The sequence below is a fragment of the Rhizobium sp. BR 314 genome (genome assembly GCF_047445805.1).
Taxonomy (GTDB): domain Bacteria; phylum Pseudomonadota; class Alphaproteobacteria; order Rhizobiales; family Rhizobiaceae; genus Rhizobium; species Rhizobium lusitanum_B.
Map to the genome: position 1 here is coordinate 1 of NZ_JARWLA010000059.1, position 21918 is coordinate 21918.

Sequence of the window (21918 nt, forward strand, 5' to 3'; positions counted from 1 at the left end):
CGAGATGGCAGGGTCGAGCAAAGCGTTCGAAACCGCGTATGGCATTACGCGGCGCGGCGGCACGACGGCCACAGCGGGTCTGGCGAACGTGAACACCAAATTCGAGATCTCGCCGCTTCCTCTTGTCGGGGAAGAACGCGTCATCAAAGGCAGCTACATGGGGTCCTGCGTACCTTCGCGCGATGTTCCCCGCTATATCGACCTGTTCCTCAAGGGTAGGTTGCCCGTGGAGAGACTGTTGTCCAGCACTGGCCCGCTTGAGGAAATCAACGAGGCCTTCGACCGGTTAGACCGTGGCGAGGTGATCCGGCATCTGCTGGTTCCTTAAGCCTGCGGAAGGAGCGAGAATTTGACCGACTGGAAAGTCCTGGCGATACATTACGGCACTGCGGTTCGGCCCGTTGGCGAACTCGGCCTGGAAGCAGGAGATCCCCACGACGCCCCGGGCAGGATCGAGTATTTCGTTTGGTTGATCCGCCATGGTGAACGTCTGATCCTGGTTGACACCGGGTTTAGCCCGCAGGAGGCTGAAAGGCGCGGGAGGACCATGTTGATCCATCCGGTCGAGGCGCTTCGCCAGCTCGGGATTTCCGCATCGTCCATTACCGACGTCGTCATCACGCATCTTCACTATGATCACGCGGGAAACCTTGCGGACTTCCCCGAAGCCCTGTTCCACTTGCAGGATCGGGAGATGGCCTACGGTACAGGACGATGCATGTGCCATGATCGTCTTCGGCGTCCCTTTGCGGTGGACGCCGTAGTCGATGCAGTCCGCCTGACGTTTTCCGGCAGGGTGTGCTTCCACGACGGGAACGGCGAGATTATGGAGGGGCTCACTATCCATCTCGTCGGCGGTCATTCTAGGGGCCTTCAGGTCGTGAGGCTGGACGATGGCAATGACGTCGTCGTTATCGCATCGGACGCACTCCATTTTCAACGCTATCTAGAGCATGACGACGTCTTTCCGCTTTTCGCCGATTACGCCGACGTACTGGAGGGATACCGAACTCTCCGTGAGCTTTCAGGACCGTCCGGAGTACTCGTTCCAGGCCACGATCCCGCAGTCCTGACGAGTTTCCCATCGCTGTCACCGGATCTCGCATTTGCAAAGGTTCTACGGTAATGGGGACGCATGGAATGTCCGGTAAGAGGCCAGGCGTGGGTGTTCTTCGTTTTCGTCAGACAATCGGGTTGTCTCATCGGGATAACCCACCATATAGTACCATGACTTGCGCGGCCGGTTCCGGCCTTGGTAAAACGGACTTTTGGATCCTATGGGTGATATGGATTTACAGATTGCACGGCAGAGTGCCACTTTGCGCACTCAGGTAGAGGATAAACTGCGGCAGGCGATATCCAGCGGCCGTTTCAAGCCGGGTCAGCGCCTCGTTGAGCGAGAACTCTGCGAGTCGATCGGTGTCGGACGAACATCAATCCGCGAGGCGCTTCGACAACTCGAGGCCGAGGGCCTCATTACCAGCTATCCGCACCGCGGCCCCGTCGTCAGCACTATCACTTACGAAGAAGCCGCTCAGCTTTACAGCGTCAGGGCTTTGCTCGAGAGCTATGCTGGAAAGGAATTCGCTGAAAACGGAACCGCCCAGGATATCCACACACTCAATGAGGCGGTTGCTGAGTTTGCGGAAGCCGCGGCAAACGGCGCCGGTAGCAGGCTCATCAAGGCGAAAACCGCGTTTTACGACTGCCTGATGCAAGGGAGCGGAAACGTCTTCGTCAAGCAAATGCTGACATCGCTCCACAATCGGGTGACGCTGCTGCGCATGACGTCGATGACGCAGCCGGGGCGCTTGAACCACAGTGTGGAAGAGATAAAGGAGATCGCTGCGGCCATTACCGACCGAAACGGACCGAAAGCCGCCGCAGCCTGCAAGTACCACATCGATATGGCGGCTAAGGTCGCGTTGGACTACCTGCGTAAAACCTCTGAAAACCACGGCGATTGAAGAAGCGGCATTAGCCGGTATTGACAGATTGTCTGATAATCTGCTTATTCGAAGTCATGGCGCTGCCGACGCGTGCGGCCTGGCGCTCGCTCGAACAGGGAGGTTGCTTTGGGCATTTTTAATGAATTGCGGTCCCGCATGTCGGAGGCTCTTGGGGATCAGGAATTGCCCCGGCTCACTCCGGACCTGACGATAAAGATCGCCTTCTACGTCGGCGATCAGGTGATCGCCCTCGATTTCGCTGAAGGCGGCGCGGAGATCTCGGGGGAAAGCAGTGCCCCCCAGGTGACAGTGAGGGCCACCACGGACGCCTGGGATCAGGTTCTGATGACGCCGCCGCCGGCGACCTTTCACTCCTTCACGGCGTTGCAGCTTGCAAATCCTCTCTTCGAGATCGCCGGCTCACCGCTCGACCTCGCGAAAGCACGCCCGGCTCTCGAACGGGTGTTCGAGCTCGTCGTCACGTCCCCCGAGATGACAGCGGAGCGTGCGCAACGCGACCTGCGTCAAATTCGGGGGCAGTATGCCGTCGTCAATATCGATGACGTCCCCCATGAAATATATTACGAAGAAGCAGGTGAGGGGGTGCCGGTCCTGTTTCTTCACACCGCCGGAGCAGATAGCCGCCAATTCATGCCTCAGCTGGCGGACACCGAGCTTGCGAAAAGCTACAGGCTGATCGCGGTTGACCTACCATTCCACGGTCGGTCCATGCCGCCGCTGACGTGGGACGGAGCACCCTACAAGCTCACGGCATCGCTCTACCTGAAATGGTGCACGGCCATTCTCGAACAGGTGGTTCGCGAAAAGGCGATTGTCGCGGGTGGGTCCATGGGCGCGGCAATGTCGCTGGTTCTCGCGGCGGAACGGCCGGAGCATATCCTCGGGATCGTAGCGATCGAGCCACCTTTCCGCTCCAAGGGACGACGGAACCCATACCAGCACAACGTAAACGTACACGGCTCACTTCATAACTCGGCATATGTCAGAGGGATCATGAGCCCACTGAGCCCCGCAGGGGAGCGCAGGAGGTCAAGCTGGATCTATTCGCAGGGAGCACCCGGAGTTTACCCAGGCGATCTTTCCTTCTACAGCGACGAGTTCGACGGAGCAGTGACAGCTCCCCGTATTGACCCATCACGCACCCCGGTGGCGCTGCTCTCGGGCGACTATGACTACTCAGCCACGCCGGCCGACGGTGCCAAGCTCGCCGAACTTATTCCAGGATGCCTCCACCTCGTTATGGGCGGACTAGGTCACTTTCCAATGTGCGAACACCCGAACTTCTTCCGGAGCTATCTTGTCAAAGGGCTCGATTTCGTACGGCACGCCGCTCGCTGAGCGGTTGGATTGACTCTCGTCGCCCGGTGCAGCCGCCGGGCGATCGCATGCGAAGCGGGCGGGCGCATACCGAGGCTTTGCAACTGGCGTCCCGGCGATGACACGGCCGGCATCGCAGGCGGCATCCCTCACGCGCTCCCGAGAAGTTCCGGTGTGGATTGGGAAAATTCCCGCGATATCTGGGGGAAGGATCAGGCGCGGCGATGCGACTATAAAGCGCCGTAGCGACGTCTCATCGCAGGGTCTTGATCACGCAGCTTTGCGCGTGATCTCTATCTTTTCCCACTGCGGGTCTCTGTGTTTCCGACACGTAGTACCACAGTAAAAATGCCTCCCGTGGTCAAGAAGGAGGCACCTGCTAGCACCTATGTGCTTCAGCGCACCAAGTGGTTACCGATCGACGATCCTCCGTCGACTGTGAGAATGCTTCCGGTCGCAAACCGCGAGCGGTCCGAAGCGAGAAAGAGCATCGCCTCGGCGATCTCTTCCGGGTTGCCCATCCGGTGCAAGGCTGCACGGGCGTTGAAGTCTTCCCGCAAGGCTTGTGGGTCCGCCGCTTCCGCAAAAATCTTGGTGAAATAGGGCGAGTCGATCGTCCCGGGGGCGACAGCGTTGACGCGGATCCCGTCTTTTGCGTGGTCCAGTGCCATGGCTCTCGTGAGTGCCGAGATCGCGCCTTTCGACGCCACGTAGGCCGTGCGGTTGGCGATGGCTGACACGGCGGTGTATGAGGTCGTGTTAATAATCGATCCGTTGCCCTGTTCCGCCATAATCGGAACCACGTATTTCGAGCAGAGGAAGATCCCCTTCACGTTCACCGCCATGATCCGGTCCCAGTCGGATTCGGCGATGGTGGTGACGTTTCCCGTCATTCCGAACCCCGCGTTGTTGACGAGAACGTCAATACGCCCCCATTTTTCCTTAACTGACCTGACCAACGCCTCGACTTCGGCGGAGGAAGACACATCGGCTTTTAACGCGATCGCATCCGTCCCAATTTCTCGGGCGACGTCTCGTGCTGCATCGATGTTGACGTCGACGACGCCAACCTTAGCGCCCTGGCGCGCAAACAGTTCAGCTGTTGCGCGCCCGATCCCGCTGCCAGCCCCGGTCACCACACAGACTTTCGATTCCAGATCCATAATCGTCTCCTCTTTCACTGCCCAAGAAAACATTTTCGCAGACAATCTGTCAATGACTAACAAAACGTGTTGACAGATTGTCTGCCAATCTGCTTATCTTAGGTCACGAATGACTTGGGGGAGGTAACGATGGCTGGTGCTGAAATAGCAGCGCAAGCGGCGTTCAAGACTGCTTTACGCCGGTTCACATCAACAATTTGCCTGATCACGACGGAATGGGAAGGTGCCCGTTACGGCATGGCTGCAACCGCCGTCCAGTCAGTGACGGCGGACCCTCCGACCCTCCTGGTTTGCATCAACCAATCGGCTTCGATCAGCGGCCCGCTCAAGCTGGCGGGGAAATTCGCAGTGAACATGCTGCATCTTAGCCATGCGCCTTTGGTTCCGCTGTTCAGTGGAAAACTGAAGGGAGAGGAGAGGTTCGCTCACGGTGAGTGGATCGGGGCTGGCGGAGTTCCCGTCCTCGGCGACGCCCAGGCCGCATTCGTTTGCAGCCTCAACTCCGCAGTCTCCGTTGGCACCCATGACGTCGTTCTCGGGGAAGTCATCGAGGCCCGGTTTATCGAGAATATTGCCCCGCTCCTCTACGAGGACGGGAAATTGGTTAGATCGGCAGCGCTGATCGATGCTGCCGCCTGAAACGTTTGGCCGAGCATTCGGCTTATGACATCCACCAAATGCCTTTCGGCCGATAATGAGGAGTTTGATCCGTGACTATTGCCACCGATATGAAATCGCAAGTGAATGGGCGTCCCGTCAGTGAACGGTTCGAAAAGGGTCTGCAGACCCGTCGGGAGGTTCTCGGCGGTGCATATGTGGACGCTTCGGTAAACAAGGCGACCGAGTTCAACTGGCCGATGCAGGAGCTTGTCACCGAGTATTGCTGGAACGAGATCTGGAACAGGCCCGGCCTCGACCGCCGTTCGCGCAGCCTTCTCAATCTTGGCATGATTTCCGCCCTTAACCGCCCCCACGAGTTGAAGCTGCACGTTCGCGGCGCGATCAATAACGGCCTCAGCAAGGACGAGCTTCGCGAAGTTTTCCTTCAGGTCGCGATCTATTGCGGCGTGCCCGCGGCGATCGACAGCTTCCGCGTCGCGCAGGAAGTCTTCGAGGACATGGGTATCTAATCGGTGCCCGGCTTTCGGGCCGGGAACAGACTAACTCTGTGGAGGACACTTCAATATGACGACCAGCGATGATTTCCGCGCCACCGGAAACCCGATGTTTAACGGCAACAAGCTGAAGCTTGGCGTATTCGGAACGAATTGTTCCAGCGCTTGCGCCATCACCACCGCGGAATCAACGTTCGAACCGACCTTCGAACACAATGTCGAAATTGCCAAAAAGCTCGAAGCGGCCGGCTGGGAATGCATGGTGCCGATCGCCCGGTGGCGCGGTTTCGGCGGGCCGACGAACTTCAACGGCGTGAACATGGACACGTTCACGTGGGCCGCGGCCCTGGCTGCCGTGACCACGAAGCTGCAGTTTTTCTCGACGACGCATATCCCGACCCTGAACCCGATCGTCGCGACGAAGATGGCGACGACGATCGACAACATTTCGAAGGGCCGATACGGCCTGAACCTGGTGACGGGTTGGTTTACCCCGGAAATGGAGATGTTCGGCGTTCCGATGATGGAACACGACACCCGCTACGAATATGCCACGGAATGGATGGAAATCGTCGAATCTCTGTGGACGAAGAACGGCGTCACCTTTGACGGCCAGTTCCTCAAGGTGAAAGACGCGTTCAGCGAGCCGAAGCCCTATAACAAAGAGACGGGTCGCCCGGTCCTCATCTGCGCCGGTTCGTCGGGCAAGGGCCTGCACTTCACGGCCAAGTTCTGCGACTTCAACTTCGGCTTCATGCAGGACATGGAATCGGGCGCAGCGTGGGTGAAGAAGGTGAAGGAGCTGGCTCGCGAGGAATACAAGCGCGAACTCGGAACCWTCACCGCGTGCCCGGTCGTCGTTCGCGAGACCGAAAAGGAAGCCCGGGATTACTACGACTACTACGTGAACCAGAAGGGCGATTGGGAAGCCTGCGAAAACATCTGCGAGGTTCTTCAGGTTCAGTCACAGAACCACTCGGCAGAGATGTACCAGAAGTTCAAGGAGCGCTTCATCGCTGGCTGGGGCGGCTACCCGATCGTCGGAACGCCGGAACAGGTCGCCGACAAGCTCGTCGCATTGAGCAACACGGGCGTCGACGGCGCGCTTCTCACAATGGTCGACTACAACGAAGAGCTGCCGTTCTTCAACGACCGCGTCATGCCTCTGCTGAAACAGGCTGGCCTCAGGAACTGACCGTTCCGCGGGCGGCGCAAGTCGCCCGCCACCAATCCGAAATCGAAACACTTTTAACCAATTCCGTGGCTCGACGCCAACGGCGTCAACTGCTGTAGCGGATGTACAGAGGGGAGGAGACCCTACACATGCTAAAGAAGGTTTACACCGCATTGAGCGTGATCACCGGGCTAGGCCTGATGACCACCGCCGCATTCGCGGACGGCTTAGACTCGCTACCACCGGACCAGAAGCAGCTTTACGAGCTCGTGGACCCGGCAATTCCCCTCGGTGGTACGCCGCTCAAGGATTTTGTGGCGAAGCGGCCGCCGCCATGGAAAATCGGCTACGCATCCACTTATGCAGGCAACACGTGGCGTGCCCAGATCCTCACTGAATTGAACGAGGTTCTGCTTCCGAAATACAAGGAGGCTGGACTGGTATCTGAGCTTGTCGTCACGCAGTCCGACCTGAAGGACGCGACGCAAATCCAGCAGATGCGCCAGATGGTCGACGACGGCGTCGATGCTATCATCATCTGCTGCTCGAACGTAACGGCCATCAACCAGACCATCGAATACGCGCACTCCAAGGGCGTTCCGGTGTTCTCGTTCTCGGGTTACGTGACATCGCCCTACGCGATCAATGCGACCGAAAACAACACCCAGGGCGGTTATACGGCCGCGAAATGGCTGGCCGAGGAAATCGGCGGCAAGGGCAACGTACTGACGGTTTCGGGCATCCCGGGCTTCGCATCATCCGACAGCTTCAATGTCGGTGCCAAGAAGGCGTTCGACGAGTATAAGGACATCACCGTCGTGGGCGATGTCGCCGGCAAGTGGACCGATCAGGTCGCCCAGGTCGAAGTCCAGAAATTCCTCGCGACCAACCCTACCGAAATCGCTGGTATCCTCGTCCAGTCGGCCTCGGAAAACGGTGTCGTCAACGCGGTCCAGCAGTCCGGGCGCGACATGATGCCAATCGTCCTCGGCGGCGAGGCGTCGGCGGCGTGCTACTGGCGCAATAATCCCGACTTCATCAGCCAGAGCTTCCATTTCTGGCCGCCGCGGGCTGACGCCCGACTGGTGTGGGACGTGATGATGAGGACGCTCCAAGGCCAGGGGCCGAAGATCCAGTCGATCCTGCGACCGGCTCTTCCCTACACGATCGACGATGTGAAGGAAGCAATTCCGGAAGATTGCGATCCGAACTCCACGGCGTGGATCGAGCCCAAGGGCGATGCATGGTGGCCCGCGGACGTAGCAGCACAGTACTTCGAGCGCCCGGAAGATCCGCTGGCCTGGCGGCCGAAGAAGTAATCGACGACCTCCCAAGTTGTCCCGCGACCTCCGCGCCGGCTTCATCCGTCGGCGCGGAGGACCCACGATAAGGAACCAGAAGTTGGAATTCCACAAGATACAGCGTTTGCCCCCTTACGTCTTCGAGCAGGTGAACCGTCTCAAGTCCAGCGCGCGCGCGGCCGGAGTCGACATCATCGATCTTGGAATGGGCAATCCCGATCTTCCCACGCCAAGCTGGGTTGTGGACAAGCTATGCGAAGCGGTGCAGCATCCGCGCACGCACCGCTATTCGGCTTCCAAGGGCATTATCGGGCTTCGCCGCGCCAAGGCTGCGTATTACGCCCGCCGGTTTAATGTGAAGCTTGATCCGGATACCCAGGTTGTTGCGACGCTCGGGTCCAAGGAGGGGTTTGCGAACATGGCACAGGCCATAACCGCCCCCGGGGATGTCATTCTCTGTCCGAACCCTTCCTATCCGATTCATACGTTCGGATTTCTCATGGCAGGGGGCGTGATAAGGTCGGTACCGGTCGAGCCGGATGAGACCTTCTTCCAAGCTCTCGAAATGGCGGTGCGGCATTCGGTACCGAAGCCTCTGGCGCTCATCATAAGCTACCCGTCAAACCCCACCGCTCGCGTCGCGACGCTCGATTTCTATAAGGACGTCATCGCCTTCGCGAAGAAGCACGATCTCATCGTTCTGTCGGATATCGCCTACGCTGAAATCTACTTCGACGGTCCCCCGCCGCCGTCTGTTCTCGAAGTCCCCGGCGCGATCGACGTGGCCGTCGAATTCTCCTCGATGTCGAAGACATTCTCGATGCCCGGTTGGCGCGTTGGGTTTGCGGTGGGTAACGAACGGCTCATCCGAGCGTTGACGCGCGTGAAATCGTACCTGGACTACGGAGCATTTACGCCGATACAGGTCGCCGCCGCTCATGCCCTAAACTCGGACGGGGAGGACGCCGCGCGGGCAAGAGACATCTACAGGACGCGCAGAGATACACTGGTGAAGACCTTTGCCGATGCCGGCTTCGACGTTCCAGCTCCTGCGGCGACGATGTTCGCATGGGCGAAGATACCCCCGCATTTCCGACACCTTGGCTCGCTGGAGTTTTCGAAACTCGTGCTCGAGAAGGCACAGGTCGCGATTTCGCCGGGTATCGGTTTCGGTGAGATGGGTGACGAATACGTACGGCTGGCTTTCGTGGAGAATGAAGACAGGATCCGGCAGGCCGCACGGAACTTGAAGCGGTGGCTTTCTGCAAGCGCGCGACAGCCACAACTCGATAAAGCGATGAAAGGATTTTGAAGATGCCGATCCTCGGATCTTGCCAATGTAAAGCGGTACAGTATGAAGTGTCGGAACTGGACGGCCCGATGTGGAACTGCTTCTGCCAGACGTGCAGAAAGTCCCATGCGGCCGATCATAACACTGCCGCCAAGGTGAAGAGTGAGAACTTCAAGCTGATTTCCGGCGAGGACGTCCTTCACAGCTTTGAGTCGACCCCTGGAAAACTGAGGTGGTTCTGCTCACGGTGTGGTTCGCACGTTTATGCCGAACGGCCTGCCAACCCTGAGATGAAGGTGCTGCGGGCAGGCACTTTTGACACTGATCCTGGTTCGGTTCCTATGTCCAACGTCTGGCTGTCCCACGCCAGGCCGTGGCTTGCTCACGACCCCGCGAAGGAAAACTTCGAAGAGTTCCCGTGATCTCCACGGTTGCGCGCGCCAAGGGCCGATCGACGATGAGTTCGATCTGCCCGCTTCCCCAGCGGGGAAGGCTGGATGATCGAATGGCACTTGCCGCGTTCGACGCGCGGAGGTTGGGATGTTCCGTATGCCCCAATCAAAACGGTTGCCTCTTCGGATTACCGGACACCCTCAATAGTGCTTTGGTCCTGTCCTGATCGCGATGGCTGCCACATCGCTTCAGATCGGGCGGAACTCCGCTCGAGAACCTCCGACCGACGTCAGTTGCGTGACAACATGCTTTTGGAACTTTGAGGGCGTCGAGCGACCAACCGGTTTCATCGAAATCAACCCGACATCCCGATATGGGCATGGCGGCACTATTGACAGATTATCAGACAATCTGTCATTCTGTAGTTCACTGAGCGAGTTCTCGGAGCGTTCAAAGACGGCAGTCACAATCGGCAAGAGGCCCGGGCATCGGATGTCCTGGCGCGATCTGCTGCTGCCTAAAGGGAGGATGGGCATGACGAAAGACGTCGCCGTAAGCATGACGGCCGTTGCCAAATCGTTTGGCGAAACGAAGGCATTGAAGAAATGCGATTTTGCCGCCAAGGCAGGGGAGGTGCACGCGATCGTTGGCGAGAATGGCAGCGGCAAGAGCACCATGGCAAAGATCATGTCCGGCGTTATCGCTGCCGATGCAGGATCTGTCCTGATCCTTGGCAAGTCCATCACCTCGCCAGTCGATGCCAAAGGGGTTGGTCTCGCTACGATCTTCCAGGAAGTCCTTGTCGCCGATGAAGCGAGTGTCCTCGACAACCTTTTCGTAGGAAGCGAGGACCTGTTCTCGCTTCGGAAAGCCTCCAGTGAACGTGAAAGCGCTGCGCAAAGCCTCCTCGACCGCCTGGTGGGAAAGCCTGTCGATCTCCGGCAGAACGTCGGTGATCTTCCGCTCAGCATCAAGCAATGGATCGTTATCGCCCGGGCCGTTCTGAGGAAACCCAAGGTCTTGATCCTAGACGAGTCCTCGGCGGCACTCGATCTCGACGCGACCGTCCGCCTCCACGAAGAGATCGATCGACTCCGGTCCGAGGGGTGCGCGGTAATCATCGTTACGCACCGCATCGCCGAGCTCGTCCGGATCGCCGATCGGGCGACAATACTGAGAGACGGTTTCACTGTCGGTGTCCTTGAGAAATCCGAGATCACCGAGGCCAATCTCCTGCGCATGATGACCCCTCAAGACCGCCAGATTTCCGCCGCTGCTTCAACGTCTGCACCGGGCCTGCCGGGTGATCGCAAGGAAGCTCTTTCCGTCCATGGCGCGCGCCCCCAGGAGGCATCGCAACCGTTCGACTTCGTCCTTCCGCAGGGTTCTATCGTGGGCGTCGCGGGACTGGACGGCCAGGGCCAGGACGCCTTCGTGCGACTGGTCGCAAGGATTATCTCGCCCTTCGGAGGGGAGGTCCGGATCCTGAACAGGGAAAGCACCGGTCTCGTCAAAGTCAGCACGCTCGACGACGCCGCGAACAAGGGCATTGTGTACGTATCCGGAGACCGGAAGCGGGAAGGAATTTTCCCGCAGCAGAGCATTTTCGAGAACCTCGCCATCGGTATCTATCAGAAGAACCTGGGGCCGTTCGGTGTCATCAGGCGGAAAAAGCTGAAGCAGACGTTTGCCCGGGAGGTCGAGCGGCTCCGCGTCAAGATCGGCCACCCGGACAACCGGATTACGTCCCTTTCCGGTGGTAACCAGCAGAAGGTCCTGATCGGCCGCGCCTTCGCCAATGATCCCAGAGTGATCGTTCTTAACGACCCTGCTCGGGGCGTGGACCTCAACACCAAACGCGACCTGTATCGCGAGCTTCGGCTGTTTGCCGAAGGTGGCGGCTCGGTAATCTACCTTTCGAGCGAGATCGAGGAGTTTCTTGGTTTCGCCGATCGCGTCGATGTCTTTCACAAAGGGAGCATCCATCGCTCCCTCGACGGCCCCGACATCAACGAAGAAACCATTCTCGCTGCAATGTTCGGCCGCTCGGTTGCCGACACCATGGAATTCTCCAAAGAGAGAAAGGCACACTGATGTCGCAACRTTTTGGATTTCCTGCGCTCGACAGGTCGCTGACCGTACCGTTCGTTCTTTTCGGAGTGTTGCTCGTCGCTGCAGCCTTGCTGTCGCCGCGGCTGTTCACCGCAACCGGAATAGGCGGAGCAATCWTCGTCGCAGCACCTTTGATCCTCACAACGCTCGCCCTGACACCGATCGTGATGGCAGGACGCGGTTCGGTTGATCTTTCCGTTGGCCCCTTGATGGGTTTCGTGAACGTCACCCTGATCGGCTGGCTCTCGGCAAGTGGTTACACGTCGCCACTCGCGGTGGTTTGCTGGGTGGTAGCAGTCGGCGCGCTGTACCAGTTGCTGCAGGCGCTCATCATCATCTACGTCCGGGTCGCCCCCATCATCGTCACGCTTTCCAGCTTCCTCGTCCTTTCAGGCGTGAACCTCATGGTCATGTCAAGGCCCGGCGGCGTCGCGCCGGACTGGATGATGACGTGGGGAGCAGGAACCACGATCTTATCTCCGGTGCTGATTATCGTCCTGGCGGCGTTCGCTCTTTGGGCCGTTATGCGCCGGACCACCTTTTACTCCCACCTCCGCATGACAGGCGCCGACGAACGGATGGCCTACACGAGCGGAGTGAAAGTCGACACCGTACGCATCTGCGCCCATCTCCTCGGCGGCGTCTTCGTTGGCCTTGCCGCGCTCAGCTATACGGCATTGATCTCTTCGGGCGATCCTACCCAGGGAAGCAGCTACACGCTCCAGGCAGTTACCGCCCTGGTGCTCGGTGGCGCAAACCTGGCTGGCGGGAGAGGGGGGGCTTTGGGGTCGACGCTTGGTGCGCTGAACATGTTCCTCATCTCGTACCTGCTTTCCGCCTTCAGTTTCGGAAGCGTGACAGGGTTCGTGACGCAAATGGCTTTCGGCCTGATCCTCGTGGCATCGCTCCTCGTCAACGTATTCATGACGGCCCGGCGCCCGGCTTWCTAGGGAGGACTTGTAATGACTTTACTCGCAACGGAACAGACGATGAGCCAAACAGGACGATCGGTAAAACTGCAGCGCAGCATCGTGATTGGCTTTGGTCTGCTTGCCGCACTTCTCGTGCTGGGTACGATCCTTGTTCCGGGGTTCATCTCCCCCCGTAACGCGCGTTCGATATTGCTGCTTGCCGCTTTCCTGGGGCTTGCATCGTTGGGACAGACGCTATGTGCCATGGTCGGCGCGCTTGATCTCTCCATTCCCTATGTCATCGGGGGAGCGAACATTCTCTTCCCAAGCCTGTTGGTCACCGGCATGCCTGCCTGGCTGGCCGCAATAGTGGTCGTTATCCTGGGAGCAGCAATCGGGGTCGCGAACGGCTTTTTGAGCTTCAGGCTGCAGGGCCAGGCTCTCATCATGTCCCTGGGGGTCGGCTTCGCATTTGTCGGTGCGGTACAGCTGTACACCTCCATCGGTTCCGACTACGGCGGCACGGTTTTCGCGCCCGTACCGAACTGGCTCCGGAATTTCGCCGCGTTCAACGGGAAGACCTTCGGGCTTTCCCTGCCGCCGGTGGTGCTGGTTTGGCTGCTCATAACGCTTGCGACCATCTGGGCTCTGTACAACACCTGGTTTGGCCGCTCCATCTACGCGGTGGGGGGCAGCAGGACTGCAGCGGCACGGCTTGGCATTTCCGAAACCAAGGTCTGGACCAGCATTCACGGTATCAGTGGAGCGATGTCGGCACTGACGGGCGTATTGCTGCTCGGGTTTTCCGGCGGCGGATTCGTTGGCGTCGGAGATCCATATCTCTTCACCACCGTTGCGGCCGTTGTGATCGGCGGCACCTCGTTGCTTGGAGGCGCAGGCGGATACGGGGCAACCGTTCTCGGCGTACTCGTATTGACGGTAATGACGTCCCTGCTGGTTGGGCTGGGCCTGAGTTTTGCCGCGCAACAGGCGATCGTGGGTCTGCTGATCGTGCCGATGGTGGCCGTCTACGCTCGTACCCCGCATATCCGCAACCAGATCTGATCGAAAGGCCGGCAAATTGAAGATTGTCGCGATAACTGGCAATGTCTCGCGCCCCTCGAAGACGCGGGCGCTCGGGGAATACGCACTCTCGAGCGTCTCGCCCGGTCACACACGGTATCTGTTTGACCTGGTCGATGTTCTCCCGGTGTTGGGAACCACCCTGTGGCGTTCGGAGGCTCCTGTTGGACTCGCGAACGTTCTTGACGCAATCCAGTCTTCAGATGTCCTCATCGTGGGCACGCCGGTCTTCAAGTCCTCGATGACCGGCCTTCTCAAGCATCTTTTCGACCTCTTCGAAATGACAGCCCTGCAGGGGAAACCCGTGTTGATATTCGCAACGGGTAAAGCCGAAGCCCATGGTCAGCACGTCGAGGCTCACCTGCGCTCATTGATGGGCTTCTTCAAAGCCGAGGTTCGCGGTGACTTCATCTATGCGATGGACGGCGACTTTCCAGATTCGGCACCGTCTGCGGAACTCCGGGAGCGGGTCGACCGCCAACTCGCTCGCACTCTGGGCCATGTTTAGTTCAAGGAGAAGACCATGAAGTTTGCTCCCATCGAGAGCGCAGTTAAAGCAATCGCCGCCGGAGAGATGATCATCGTCGTGGACGACGAAGACCGGGAAAACGAAGGCGACATCCTGGTTGCCGCGGACAAGGTGACGAACGATCATGTTGCCTTCATGATGCGTTATGCGCGCGGCCTGATCTGCGTTCCGATGACCGGGGACCGGCTGGACGAACTGGATATCCCGCTCATGGTGGAGCGTAACTCGGATTCCATGCAGACAGCGTTCACTGTCTCAGTGGACCTGATACAAGGCGTATCGACCGGCATTTCCGCAGAAGACCGCGCCAAGACCATCAGGGCGCTCGCTGACGCATCGACGGTGCCGGAGGACCTGTCCCGGCCGGGCCACATATTCCCCCTGCGGGCAAACCCGTCCGGTGTCCTCGGCCGCCCCGGCCATACGGAAGCCGCGGTGGATTTCGCGCGGCTGGCCGGGCTCGAGCCAGCGGGTGTCATCTGCGAAATCGCCAACGACGACGGCACTATGGCGCGTCTTCCCGAGCTCAGCGAATTCGCTGAGCGGCATGGCCTCCTCATGGTGACCATCGAAGCCCTGATCGAATATTGCCGCGAGATCGATAAAAGCGGCCTTTGTGCAGATCACGCAGCCAGGGAGGCGGCGATGGCCAATGTTTCGTATCTGACAAGCAGACTTTCCCCGTGCCCTCAGACGGAGAGCGAACTCCTGCGTTGGTGGCCTCCGATACACGCGAAGGAAAGCGCGTTTGAAGGTGCCCACGGGGAGCCTCGTGACGCTAACTGACCATGGTTAGCTGCGCGATGATCGGGCATAACAAACCGTGAGCCACTTTATCGTCGCCACTGCTTTCCTGCTGAATTATCGGCCCACGCGATGTCGCTTTAGTTCCGTTTCCCTTTTCAGTCTCCGGATGGTCGAGGATATGCTGGCCGCTCTTGGGATCATTGTCTCGCACCCTACGATCCGCCGGGCAGAGAATTTGGTCGTTCGCCAACGACAAGCTTCAATCCTACAACACCGAACGAGACATCACGCCGGCTGTCGCGCATCGGCATCACAAGGGCTTGAACAATCGAGCGGAGAATTCGCACCAGCCAATCCGACGGCAACAGCGGATCAAGTAGCCTTTCAGGTCACAACGACTCTTGCGGCGCTTCGTCTCCATCCATGACCCGATTGCTAACATGTTCCACATCCCCCCATCACCTCACCGCGAGCCATGTCGCGAACTGGGGGCAGCAGCGATGAACCTATGGGCGCAAATCGTTTGCGCATGGCTGACAAAATAGCCCCGCGTCACGGGCTCGACCCTTTGCCGTTGAGTTCACGATGCCCCGTCGAAACCACGGCGAGGGCTGGCCTCGCCAGTCAATTGCCCCGTCCATGCGTCACGGAATATGATGTTCCACCGAGAGGGACTCGCCAGGACGTTCAGTTCTCTATGCGGATTTATTCTTTTAAATCAATCTCGTAACAAAAATCAGATAAGTTCTATTATGGAACTCAACGCCCCCGGGCAATTCCAAATAGTGTCAATTGCATGCTAAAATCCCTTTAAGTTCTGTCACAGCGAGCTATTTCGATTTTTCGAAAAGCATCGTCGAGAGTCTCCACTTCGAGCAGTAGCAAGGCATCGTTCAAGCAGCGCTCGATATCGTCCACTCTCCTGCCCTCTATTTGGGCAATCATAGGAATCGTCTTCCCTCGTGCCAGCCATCGCAAGGATGCCATCTGGAGAGGACAAAGGTTCGATATTGTCATTCTAGAACTACCATCTCGTACTCGATCGAGGCGTTAGGAATTTAGTTGATGCTCATGGACGAAGGCCAAAATTCCCTGCTTGAACTCAACTGACCACCGGCCGATCGGCTCTGGGTTGCGCTTCAGGGCGGTAGTGATGGGCAGCCGTCGCCTTGGACCGCCGGCTGTACAAGCCGGGTTCTAAGCTGAAGAATATCGTTTGCAGCCTCAACGAAGCTCTCCATCGAAGTCTTGTGCTCCGGCAGCAGTCGCTTGACCAAACGTAATTCCAAGAGCAGCTTGGTCTTGTTGTTTTCGTAGTAGAGTGGAAATTTTTTGATGTTGAGGCCTTTGATGTCGTAGGACAGGTCTGGTAGGCATTATAGCTCACTGCCGTAAAATGCTGGTTGGCGCGCGCTATGTGAATCGCATCGGCCCCATCCTCTGCGATGAAATTCACGTAGCTTTGGGAGGCGCCCCGGTGCTTGAGTGAATCAAACGTCAGTCCGGCGATCCCGATCACACAAATGGGAACGACCAAAAGCAGCATTTTCGTTTTGATACTGATATGTGCCATGAACGAGATAATTGCCCACCCTTCTTCAATATGTGGTTCAGCGCGTTGCCCATGCTGCTAGACCTCCTCCTTCAGCGTCTCCTTCTGGGTAATAAGGCGCGCAGAGTGGTGGCCGGAGGCAAATGCCCAAAGCCAGCTCAGCGCAACCGCCATGCGGCTCCTTGTTCCGATCAAGAAGTAGATGTGAGCAAGGCCCCAGATCCACCAGGCGATGGAGCCCTTGAGCCGCAGCCTGCCGAAATCGATCACCGCGGAGCTTGGTCCAATGGTCGCAAGATTACCAAGATGCCTGTACTTGAAAGGAGGCGGCGCTGAGCGCTGCTTGAGGCGGGCCTTGATCACTTGGGCGACGTATTTTCCCTGCTGCTTTGCTGCGGGCGCGATACCAGGAACCAGCATTCCCTCGCCGGTCTTAACGCTAGCGGTATCGCCGACAACGAAGATGTCCGGGTGTTCGAAGACCGTAAGGTCGGGCTGCACGATAGCACGCCCCGCTCGATCCGTCTCCGCCCCCACCCACACGGCGGCCTTGGATGCCTGCACGCCCGCCGCCCATATGACCGTGCGGCTCGGGACAAACTCGTCCCCAATCGATATGCCTTCCTCGGTGCAGTCGGTCACGGGCCTTCCCGTGCGAACCTCGACGCCCATCGACGCAAGGGATCGCTCGGCGTATTGCGATAACGCCTCATGAAAAACAGGCAGAATACGCGGCCCTGCCTCTACAAGAAGAATGCGCGMCGAAGTCGTATCGATGTTTCTGAATTCCTCGACAAGCGTCCTTCGAGCCAGTTCGGCGATGATCCCGGCCATTTCGACGCCTGTCGGCCCGGCGCCGATTATCGAGAAGGTCAGCAGCCCCGCCCGCGCTTGGGGATCGGTTTCCAGCTCCGCTTTTTCGAACGCCAGGAGAAGGCGACGGCGGATCGTGGTGGCGTCTTCCAACGCCTTCAGTCCGGGCGCGAAGGGCTCCCATTCATCCCGGCCGAAATACGCGTGACGGGCCCCCGTTGCGAGAACAAGGGTATCGTAGGGAATGGCATGGCCGCCCTTGAGCGAGACGAGCCGCTTCTCGACATCGACGCCTACGACCTCGCCAAGAAGCGTCGTGACATCTTTCCTTCCACGAAATACTGCGCGAATGGGCCAGGCAATCTCGGAGGTCGCCAGGACGGTCGTGGCGACCTGATAGAGCAGCGGCTGGAACAGGTGATGATTGCGTCTGTCGATGATCGTGATCGAGAGGTTTGGACATTTGAGATCCTTGGCCAATTGGAGGCCGGCGAAACCACCTCCCACGATGACAACTCGATGCTCCATTTCGTCCTCCCGCGAGCCTTTGGAAAAAACCCGCCTCGGATCAAGCGCGTCTTTCGGTGTTGCACAATCGCAAGCTCAGTCGCTGATGCGACTGCTCACAATGATGGAAGGGGGGCTTACCAGCAACGGAAGCAACGGTTCGAGAACACGCTTGACGTTCGGAGATTCTCCGTGACGCGCGGCTGCCTCCTCGTTTGCCCAACCATCGAGAATGAAGAACGTATTCGGCTCGTCGGAGCGCTGGTAGAGATTGTAGTAGAGGCAGCCCTCTTCCTCGCGGGCAGGGCCGACAAACTCCTGGAGCAGTGTGTTGACACGGTCCCGGTTACGCGTCGATGTTTTAAACTCAACAATGAGATGCTGTTCGTCGGACTTGCTCGATGGCATGTGGGAAGCTCCTAATTGAAGACGATGACGGGCTTGATCACGCGGCCAGCTTCGGCATCGGCGATGGCCTCGTTGATTTTCTCGAACGGATACTTTGTGATCAGCTTCTGGAACGGGAATAGGCCGGCCTGGTTCAGCTCGACCAGTTGGGGAATGAAGAGCTGGGGGATCTGGTCTCCGAGAATGGCACCCTGAATTTTCCGGTTGAAGACCATGAGGTCCAGCGGGATTGGAATATCCTTGCCGAGCGCGTCGAGCCCGAGGAGGACGACATGGCCCCCTGCCCGCGTGCATTTGATCGTATTCAGGATGACGGGAATGATACCCACGGCATCGATCGCAAAATCGGCACCGCCGCCCGTCAAGGCGTGGATCTGCTCCACGACGTCTGGGTCCCTGCCGTTGATAGCATGGGTCGCGCCCAACGTCTTGGCCATCGCCAAACGCTGCTCGTTCAGGTCGATGATGATGATCTTGCTGCACCGCCGGACCTTGGCGGCCATCACCGCAGCCATGCCCACTGCTCCGGCGCCGAACACGGCAATGGTTTGTCCGATCTCCGGCTTCATGGCGTTGATGACGGTACCTGCCCCCGTTGCCATGCCGCAACCGAGCGGGGCCGCATTCGTCAGGTCGAAATCCTTGGGAAGCTGCGCGGCGTTGTTCTCAGTCGCCAGGATGTGGGTCGCGAAGGATGACTGGCCGACAAAGTTGCTGCCGATGCCGACTTCATCACAAAGCAAGGCCTTTTTGCCGTTCGGACGAAGCCCCGTCAGATTGTACTGGGTGTAGTTCTGGCAGTTCATCGGGTGAGAGCGCCGGCAATCGCCGCAGAAGCCACATGAACTCTGGCTGAGCGCAACGTGGTCGCCCACCCTTAAACCCTGGACGTCCGCCCCGATGGCTTCGACGATGCCAACACCTTCATGTCCCGGTATGACCGGGGCGGGAGGCCCAAAAATCCCATCACGGAGCAACAGGTCCGTATGGCAGATGCCCGTCGCGACCGTTCGCACAAGAATTTCATTGCCTTCGGGATCCGCCAGCTCAAGTTCACGAAACTCCAGCGGAGCTTTCGGTTTTACGGCCACAGCCGCCGTTATCTTCACCATGCTTTTCTCCTGCATTCTCCCGCGTTGACACCGGGAATGACCTGTCTGGCATCCTGTGCGGGCTAGACGCGACCGACGCGTGCGCCGTAAATGATCGCCGCAAGAGCGATGATCCCGCCCTGGACGATAAGCTTGCCGGGCTCCTGGATGCCGAACACGGTCAACATCGCAAATAGGAAACTGAAGGCGACGACCGCCACGAAAGGCCCCGCGACGCCGCCGCGGTCGACGCCGAACGTCACCCCACCGAGAATCGTCGCGGCGAGAGCGTTCATGAAGGTGTCGAAGCCGGGCTTGATCGTTCCAACGGCCAGCGCAGACACCTGAACCAGGGCGGCGATGCCCGTCAGCGTGCCCGCCAGCGTATGCGAGAAAAAAATCGTTCGAGCCAGAGGTATGCCTGTTATCTCCGCCGCCCTCGGATTGTCGCCGACAGCGCGGAAGTAGCGCCCGAGGATCAGGAAGCGGAACGCTAGTGCGACGACCACGGAAATCCCGATCCAGACGATAACGGAGTAAGACAGGCCGTAGATGTTCCCGCTCGTCAGGACGCGAAGCCAGCTTGGTGTCGAACYCGGTGCACGGCCGGAACTCATGAACTGGACGATCCCGATGAGGATCGCCGATACGCTCAGCGTCGCGATGACCGCGGAGGCGCGGACATAGGCCACGAGGGCGCCGTTGATCAGACCGACGGCAAGGCCGATGACGATCGTCATCAGGACCGTGACGAAGGGCGGGTAACTGTTGAGGAGCCCGGAGCTGGCGAGATAGATCGAAAAAGCAAACACGCCACTGACCGAGAGATCAATCGAACGCACCCGCATGACAAGAGATTGCGCCAGCACCGCGATCCCGAGCGGCGCTGACTGTTTCAGGATCACGAACCAATAGTTCGGATTGATCAGCGTCGCACTTACCGCGGGGGCCAAAGCGATCAGGATTGCGAGCACGTAATATGCCGGGGGCAAGCCGAGCACCCAGGAAAGTGTGCGCTTGGCGGTGAGAGTGCGGGATGGCGTCTCAATTTTCGCATCTGCTGTGGTCATCGAGAGGTCCATCTCTTTCAAAGTCCGATCGTTTTGCGACGCTGCGAAACGACGAGTGCCAGCAGCAGAAGGCCCTTCACGACCGACTGGAGGAATGCCGAGACGTTGGCGAGGTTCATCACGTTGTTGACGATGCCGAGGATAGCCGCGCCGGCGACAGTGCCGAGGATGCTACCGATACCGCCAGCTAGGTGAACACCCCCGAGCGCTGCTGCGGTAACGGATTCAATTCCGAAGGTGGCACCCCCCTTGGGATCGCCTGAGGCAAGGCGGCCCGCGAGGAACATCCCGGCAGCACAAGCAAATAGCGCCGACAGGATGTAGGCTTTGATGACTGTGCGCTCGACCGGGACGCCATTCATGCGGGCATTGAAATCGTTACCCCCCGAAGCGAACAGGTAAAGGCCAAACGGCCTGCGATAAAGCATCCAGGCAGCAACGACGGTGGCGGCGATCAGCCAGAGCAGCGAGTTCGGCACGGGCCCGACCGAACCCGCGACTGACGCCGACAGCCAATCAGGCACCTTCCCGCCGGGGATCGGGAGAATGATAAGCGCCAGTCCCTGGCCGATCCCCATGGTTGCCAGGGTCATGATGATCGGGTGGACGTTAAGCCTGGCTACGCCGTATCCGTTGGCCAGTCCGAATGCGATCGCAACCGCAATGCAAAGCACGACACGGACAACCTCTGGCATGTCGAGTGTCATGATCGTGGTCGTCACGCTGATGATCGAACCAACGGAAACGTCCAGGCCGCCCGTCAGGATCACAAAGGTCTGGCCGAGCGCAGAAATGACAAGAACAGTAGATTGGGCCAGCAGGTTCGACAGATTCTCCGGCGCCAGAAATTCTGGAAGCAGGATGACCGAGGCGACCACCAGCACGAATAGCGTCCCGATCGACAGCCGGATCGCACCCGCCCGGTAAGGAGTCTTCAGGAAGTTTGCGATGGTATTCATGTATCCTCCTCAATGAACAGCGGCGCGCGGATCGTGCGCGAAGTTCGAACCTAGTGCGGTTCCCAGGATGGTTTCCTCTGTGGCATCGAGCGCGGGCATCTGCCCGACGATCTTTTTGTCGTGAACGACCAGGATGTTGTCACACAGCCCGATCAGTTCGGCGTGCTCGCGCGACGAGACGATCACTGCACCGCCACGATCGGCAAAATCGCGAAGCAGCTTGTAGATTTCCGCTTTCGCGCCGACATCGACGCCCCGTGTCGGCTCCTCGATGACAAGGATATCGACCCCCGAAAGCAGCCAGCGGCACAGAAGCACCTTTTGCTGGTTTCCGCCCGAAAGTTTGCCGACGGGCGAGGCGGGGTCGGCAGCCGCAACACGGAGCGACTTTATGACATCGTGAACCCTGGAG

At 58.8% G+C, this 21918-nt stretch carries 19 protein-coding genes and 4 pseudogenes; 16 read left to right on the top strand and 7 right to left on the bottom strand.

The genetic code is table 11. The features are described 5' to 3' along the window. The 4 genes and pseudogenes from QD461_RS34365 to QD461_RS34380 all read left to right on the top strand — a co-directional run. Positions 1 to 328 (top strand): annotated as a pseudogene (locus QD461_RS34365) (alcohol dehydrogenase); the annotation flags it as partial. A gap of 21 nt (positions 329 to 349) precedes the next feature. Beyond that, on the top strand, positions 350 to 1126 hold the full coding sequence (locus tag QD461_RS34370) for an N-acyl homoserine lactonase family protein (protein ID WP_028003113.1): 777 nt from the start codon (positions 350 to 352) through the stop codon (positions 1124 to 1126). Positions 1127 to 1277: 151 nt separating this feature from the next. Further along, the gene (locus tag QD461_RS34375; protein WP_004130085.1) at positions 1278 to 1967 is read left to right on the top strand and encodes a GntR family transcriptional regulator; all 690 of its coding nucleotides are present in this window, start codon (positions 1278 to 1280) and stop codon (positions 1965 to 1967) included. Between the two features lie 108 nt (positions 1968 to 2075). Then, positions 2076 to 3308, top strand: coding sequence for an alpha/beta fold hydrolase (locus QD461_RS34380; protein ID WP_015341911.1), 1233 nt, complete (start codon positions 2076 to 2078; stop codon positions 3306 to 3308). 374 nt (positions 3309 to 3682) lie between these two features. Here the strand turns inward: QD461_RS34380 and QD461_RS34385 are convergent, their stop codons facing one another. Then, positions 3683 to 4450 carry an SDR family oxidoreductase gene (locus QD461_RS34385; RefSeq protein WP_004130089.1) on the bottom strand — a complete coding sequence of 256 codons (768 nt, stop codon included), beginning with the start codon at positions 4448 to 4450 and terminating at the stop codon, positions 3683 to 3685. Positions 4451 to 4579: 129 nt separating this feature from the next. On the opposite strand from QD461_RS34385, the gene QD461_RS34390 reads away from it, so the two are divergent. From QD461_RS34390 to QD461_RS34445, 12 genes and pseudogenes are all read left to right on the top strand, one after another. Next, the gene (locus QD461_RS34390) at positions 4580 to 5089 is read left to right on the top strand and encodes a flavin reductase family protein (RefSeq protein WP_013984728.1); all 510 of its coding nucleotides are present in this window, start codon (positions 4580 to 4582) and stop codon (positions 5087 to 5089) included. 89 nt (positions 5090 to 5178) lie between these two features. Next, the gene (locus QD461_RS34395) at positions 5179 to 5580 is read left to right on the top strand and encodes a carboxymuconolactone decarboxylase family protein (protein ID WP_018328914.1); all 402 of its coding nucleotides are present in this window, start codon (positions 5179 to 5181) and stop codon (positions 5578 to 5580) included. A 55-nt stretch (positions 5581 to 5635) separates the two neighbouring features. Beyond that, on the top strand, positions 5636 to 6760 hold the full coding sequence (locus QD461_RS34400) for an LLM class flavin-dependent oxidoreductase (protein ID WP_414091397.1): 1125 nt from the start codon (positions 5636 to 5638) through the stop codon (positions 6758 to 6760). A gap of 128 nt (positions 6761 to 6888) precedes the next feature. Beyond that, on the top strand, positions 6889 to 8058 hold the full coding sequence (locus QD461_RS34405; protein ID WP_013984725.1) for an ABC transporter substrate-binding protein: 1170 nt from the start codon (positions 6889 to 6891) through the stop codon (positions 8056 to 8058). 43 nt (positions 8059 to 8101) lie between these two features. After that, positions 8102 to 9352, top strand: coding sequence for an LL-diaminopimelate aminotransferase (locus QD461_RS34410; protein WP_244441500.1), 1251 nt, complete (start codon positions 8102 to 8104; stop codon positions 9350 to 9352). A gap of 2 nt (positions 9353 to 9354) precedes the next feature. After that, positions 9355 to 9753, top strand: a complete 399-nt coding sequence (locus QD461_RS34415; protein ID WP_028753485.1) for a GFA family protein — start codon at positions 9355 to 9357, stop codon at positions 9751 to 9753. 505 nt (positions 9754 to 10258) lie between these two features. Further along, a complete protein-coding gene (locus QD461_RS34420) occupies positions 10259 to 11818 on the top strand; it encodes a sugar ABC transporter ATP-binding protein (RefSeq protein WP_028753486.1) in 1560 nt (519 codons plus the stop codon). Continuing rightward, a complete protein-coding gene (locus tag QD461_RS34425; protein ID WP_414091398.1) occupies positions 11818 to 12786 on the top strand; it encodes an ABC transporter permease in 969 nt (322 codons plus the stop codon). Before QD461_RS34420 ends, QD461_RS34425 begins: the two co-directional genes overlap by 1 nt. A 12-nt stretch (positions 12787 to 12798) precedes the next feature. Beyond that, a complete protein-coding gene (locus QD461_RS34430; protein ID WP_015341906.1) occupies positions 12799 to 13812 on the top strand; it encodes an ABC transporter permease in 1014 nt (337 codons plus the stop codon). 16 nt (positions 13813 to 13828) lie between these two features. Continuing rightward, positions 13829 to 14338, top strand: a complete 510-nt coding sequence (locus QD461_RS34435; protein WP_015341905.1) for an NADPH-dependent FMN reductase — start codon at positions 13829 to 13831, stop codon at positions 14336 to 14338. A gap of 15 nt (positions 14339 to 14353) precedes the next feature. Next, positions 14354 to 14953: pseudogene (gene ribB, locus QD461_RS34440) on the top strand (3,4-dihydroxy-2-butanone-4-phosphate synthase); the annotation flags it as partial. A gap of 219 nt (positions 14954 to 15172) precedes the next feature. Further along, positions 15173 to 15651 (top strand): annotated as a pseudogene (locus QD461_RS34445) (hypothetical protein). A gap of 1085 nt (positions 15652 to 16736) precedes the next feature. Here the strand turns inward: QD461_RS34445 and QD461_RS34450 are convergent. From QD461_RS34450 to QD461_RS34475, 6 genes and pseudogenes are all read right to left on the bottom strand, one after another. Continuing rightward, the gene (locus tag QD461_RS34450) at positions 16737 to 17999 is read right to left on the bottom strand and encodes an NAD(P)/FAD-dependent oxidoreductase (protein WP_414091399.1); all 1263 of its coding nucleotides are present in this window, start codon (positions 17997 to 17999) and stop codon (positions 16737 to 16739) included. Positions 18000 to 18074: 75 nt separating this feature from the next. After that, entirely contained in the window at positions 18075 to 18386 is a 312-nt protein-coding gene (locus QD461_RS34455; RefSeq protein ID WP_015341900.1) for a putative quinol monooxygenase, read from the bottom strand. Positions 18387 to 18397: 11 nt separating this feature from the next. Next, positions 18398 to 19498, bottom strand: a complete 1101-nt coding sequence (locus tag QD461_RS34460) for an NAD(P)-dependent alcohol dehydrogenase (RefSeq protein WP_015341899.1) — start codon at positions 19496 to 19498, stop codon at positions 18398 to 18400. A gap of 62 nt (positions 19499 to 19560) precedes the next feature. Beyond that, positions 19561 to 20559: an ABC transporter permease gene (locus tag QD461_RS34465; protein WP_414091400.1), complete on the bottom strand. Its 999-nt coding sequence runs from the start codon at positions 20557 to 20559 to the stop codon at positions 19561 to 19563. Between the two features lie 5 nt (positions 20560 to 20564). Continuing rightward, entirely contained in the window at positions 20565 to 21506 is a 942-nt protein-coding gene (locus QD461_RS34470) for an ABC transporter permease (RefSeq protein WP_004129665.1), read from the bottom strand. Between the two features lie 9 nt (positions 21507 to 21515). Beyond that, positions 21516 to 21918 (bottom strand): annotated as a pseudogene (locus QD461_RS34475) (sugar ABC transporter ATP-binding protein); the annotation flags it as partial.

What these genes read in the sequence shown, in the direction of transcription:
- QD461_RS34420 (WP_028753486.1), top strand. Translation starts at nt 10,259, where the DNA reads ATGACGAAAGACGTCGCCGTAAGCATGACGGCCGTTGCCAAATCGTTT.
- QD461_RS34405 (WP_013984725.1), top strand. Translation starts at nt 6,889, where the DNA reads ATGCTAAAGAAGGTTTACACCGCATTGAGCGTGATCACCGGGCTAGGC.
- QD461_RS34430 (WP_015341906.1), top strand. Translation starts at nt 12,799, where the DNA reads ATGACTTTACTCGCAACGGAACAGACGATGAGCCAAACAGGACGATCG.
- QD461_RS34395 (WP_018328914.1), top strand. Translation starts at nt 5,179, where the DNA reads ATGAAATCGCAAGTGAATGGGCGTCCCGTCAGTGAACGGTTCGAAAAG.
- QD461_RS34455 (WP_015341900.1), bottom strand. Translation starts at nt 18,386, where the DNA reads ATGCCATCGAGCAAGTCCGACGAACAGCATCTCATTGTTGAGTTTAAA.
- QD461_RS34385 (WP_004130089.1), bottom strand. Translation starts at nt 4,450, where the DNA reads ATGGATCTGGAATCGAAAGTCTGTGTGGTGACCGGGGCTGGCAGCGGG.
- QD461_RS34375 (WP_004130085.1), top strand. Translation starts at nt 1,278, where the DNA reads ATGGGTGATATGGATTTACAGATTGCACGGCAGAGTGCCACTTTGCGC.
- QD461_RS34390 (WP_013984728.1), top strand. Translation starts at nt 4,580, where the DNA reads ATGGCTGGTGCTGAAATAGCAGCGCAAGCGGCGTTCAAGACTGCTTTA.
- QD461_RS34470 (WP_004129665.1), bottom strand. Translation starts at nt 21,506, where the DNA reads ATGAATACCATCGCAAACTTCCTGAAGACTCCTTACCGGGCGGGTGCG.
- QD461_RS34415 (WP_028753485.1), top strand. Translation starts at nt 9,355, where the DNA reads ATGCCGATCCTCGGATCTTGCCAATGTAAAGCGGTACAGTATGAAGTG.
- QD461_RS34460 (WP_015341899.1), bottom strand. Translation starts at nt 19,498, where the DNA reads ATGGTGAAGATAACGGCGGCTGTGGCCGTAAAACCGAAAGCTCCGCTG.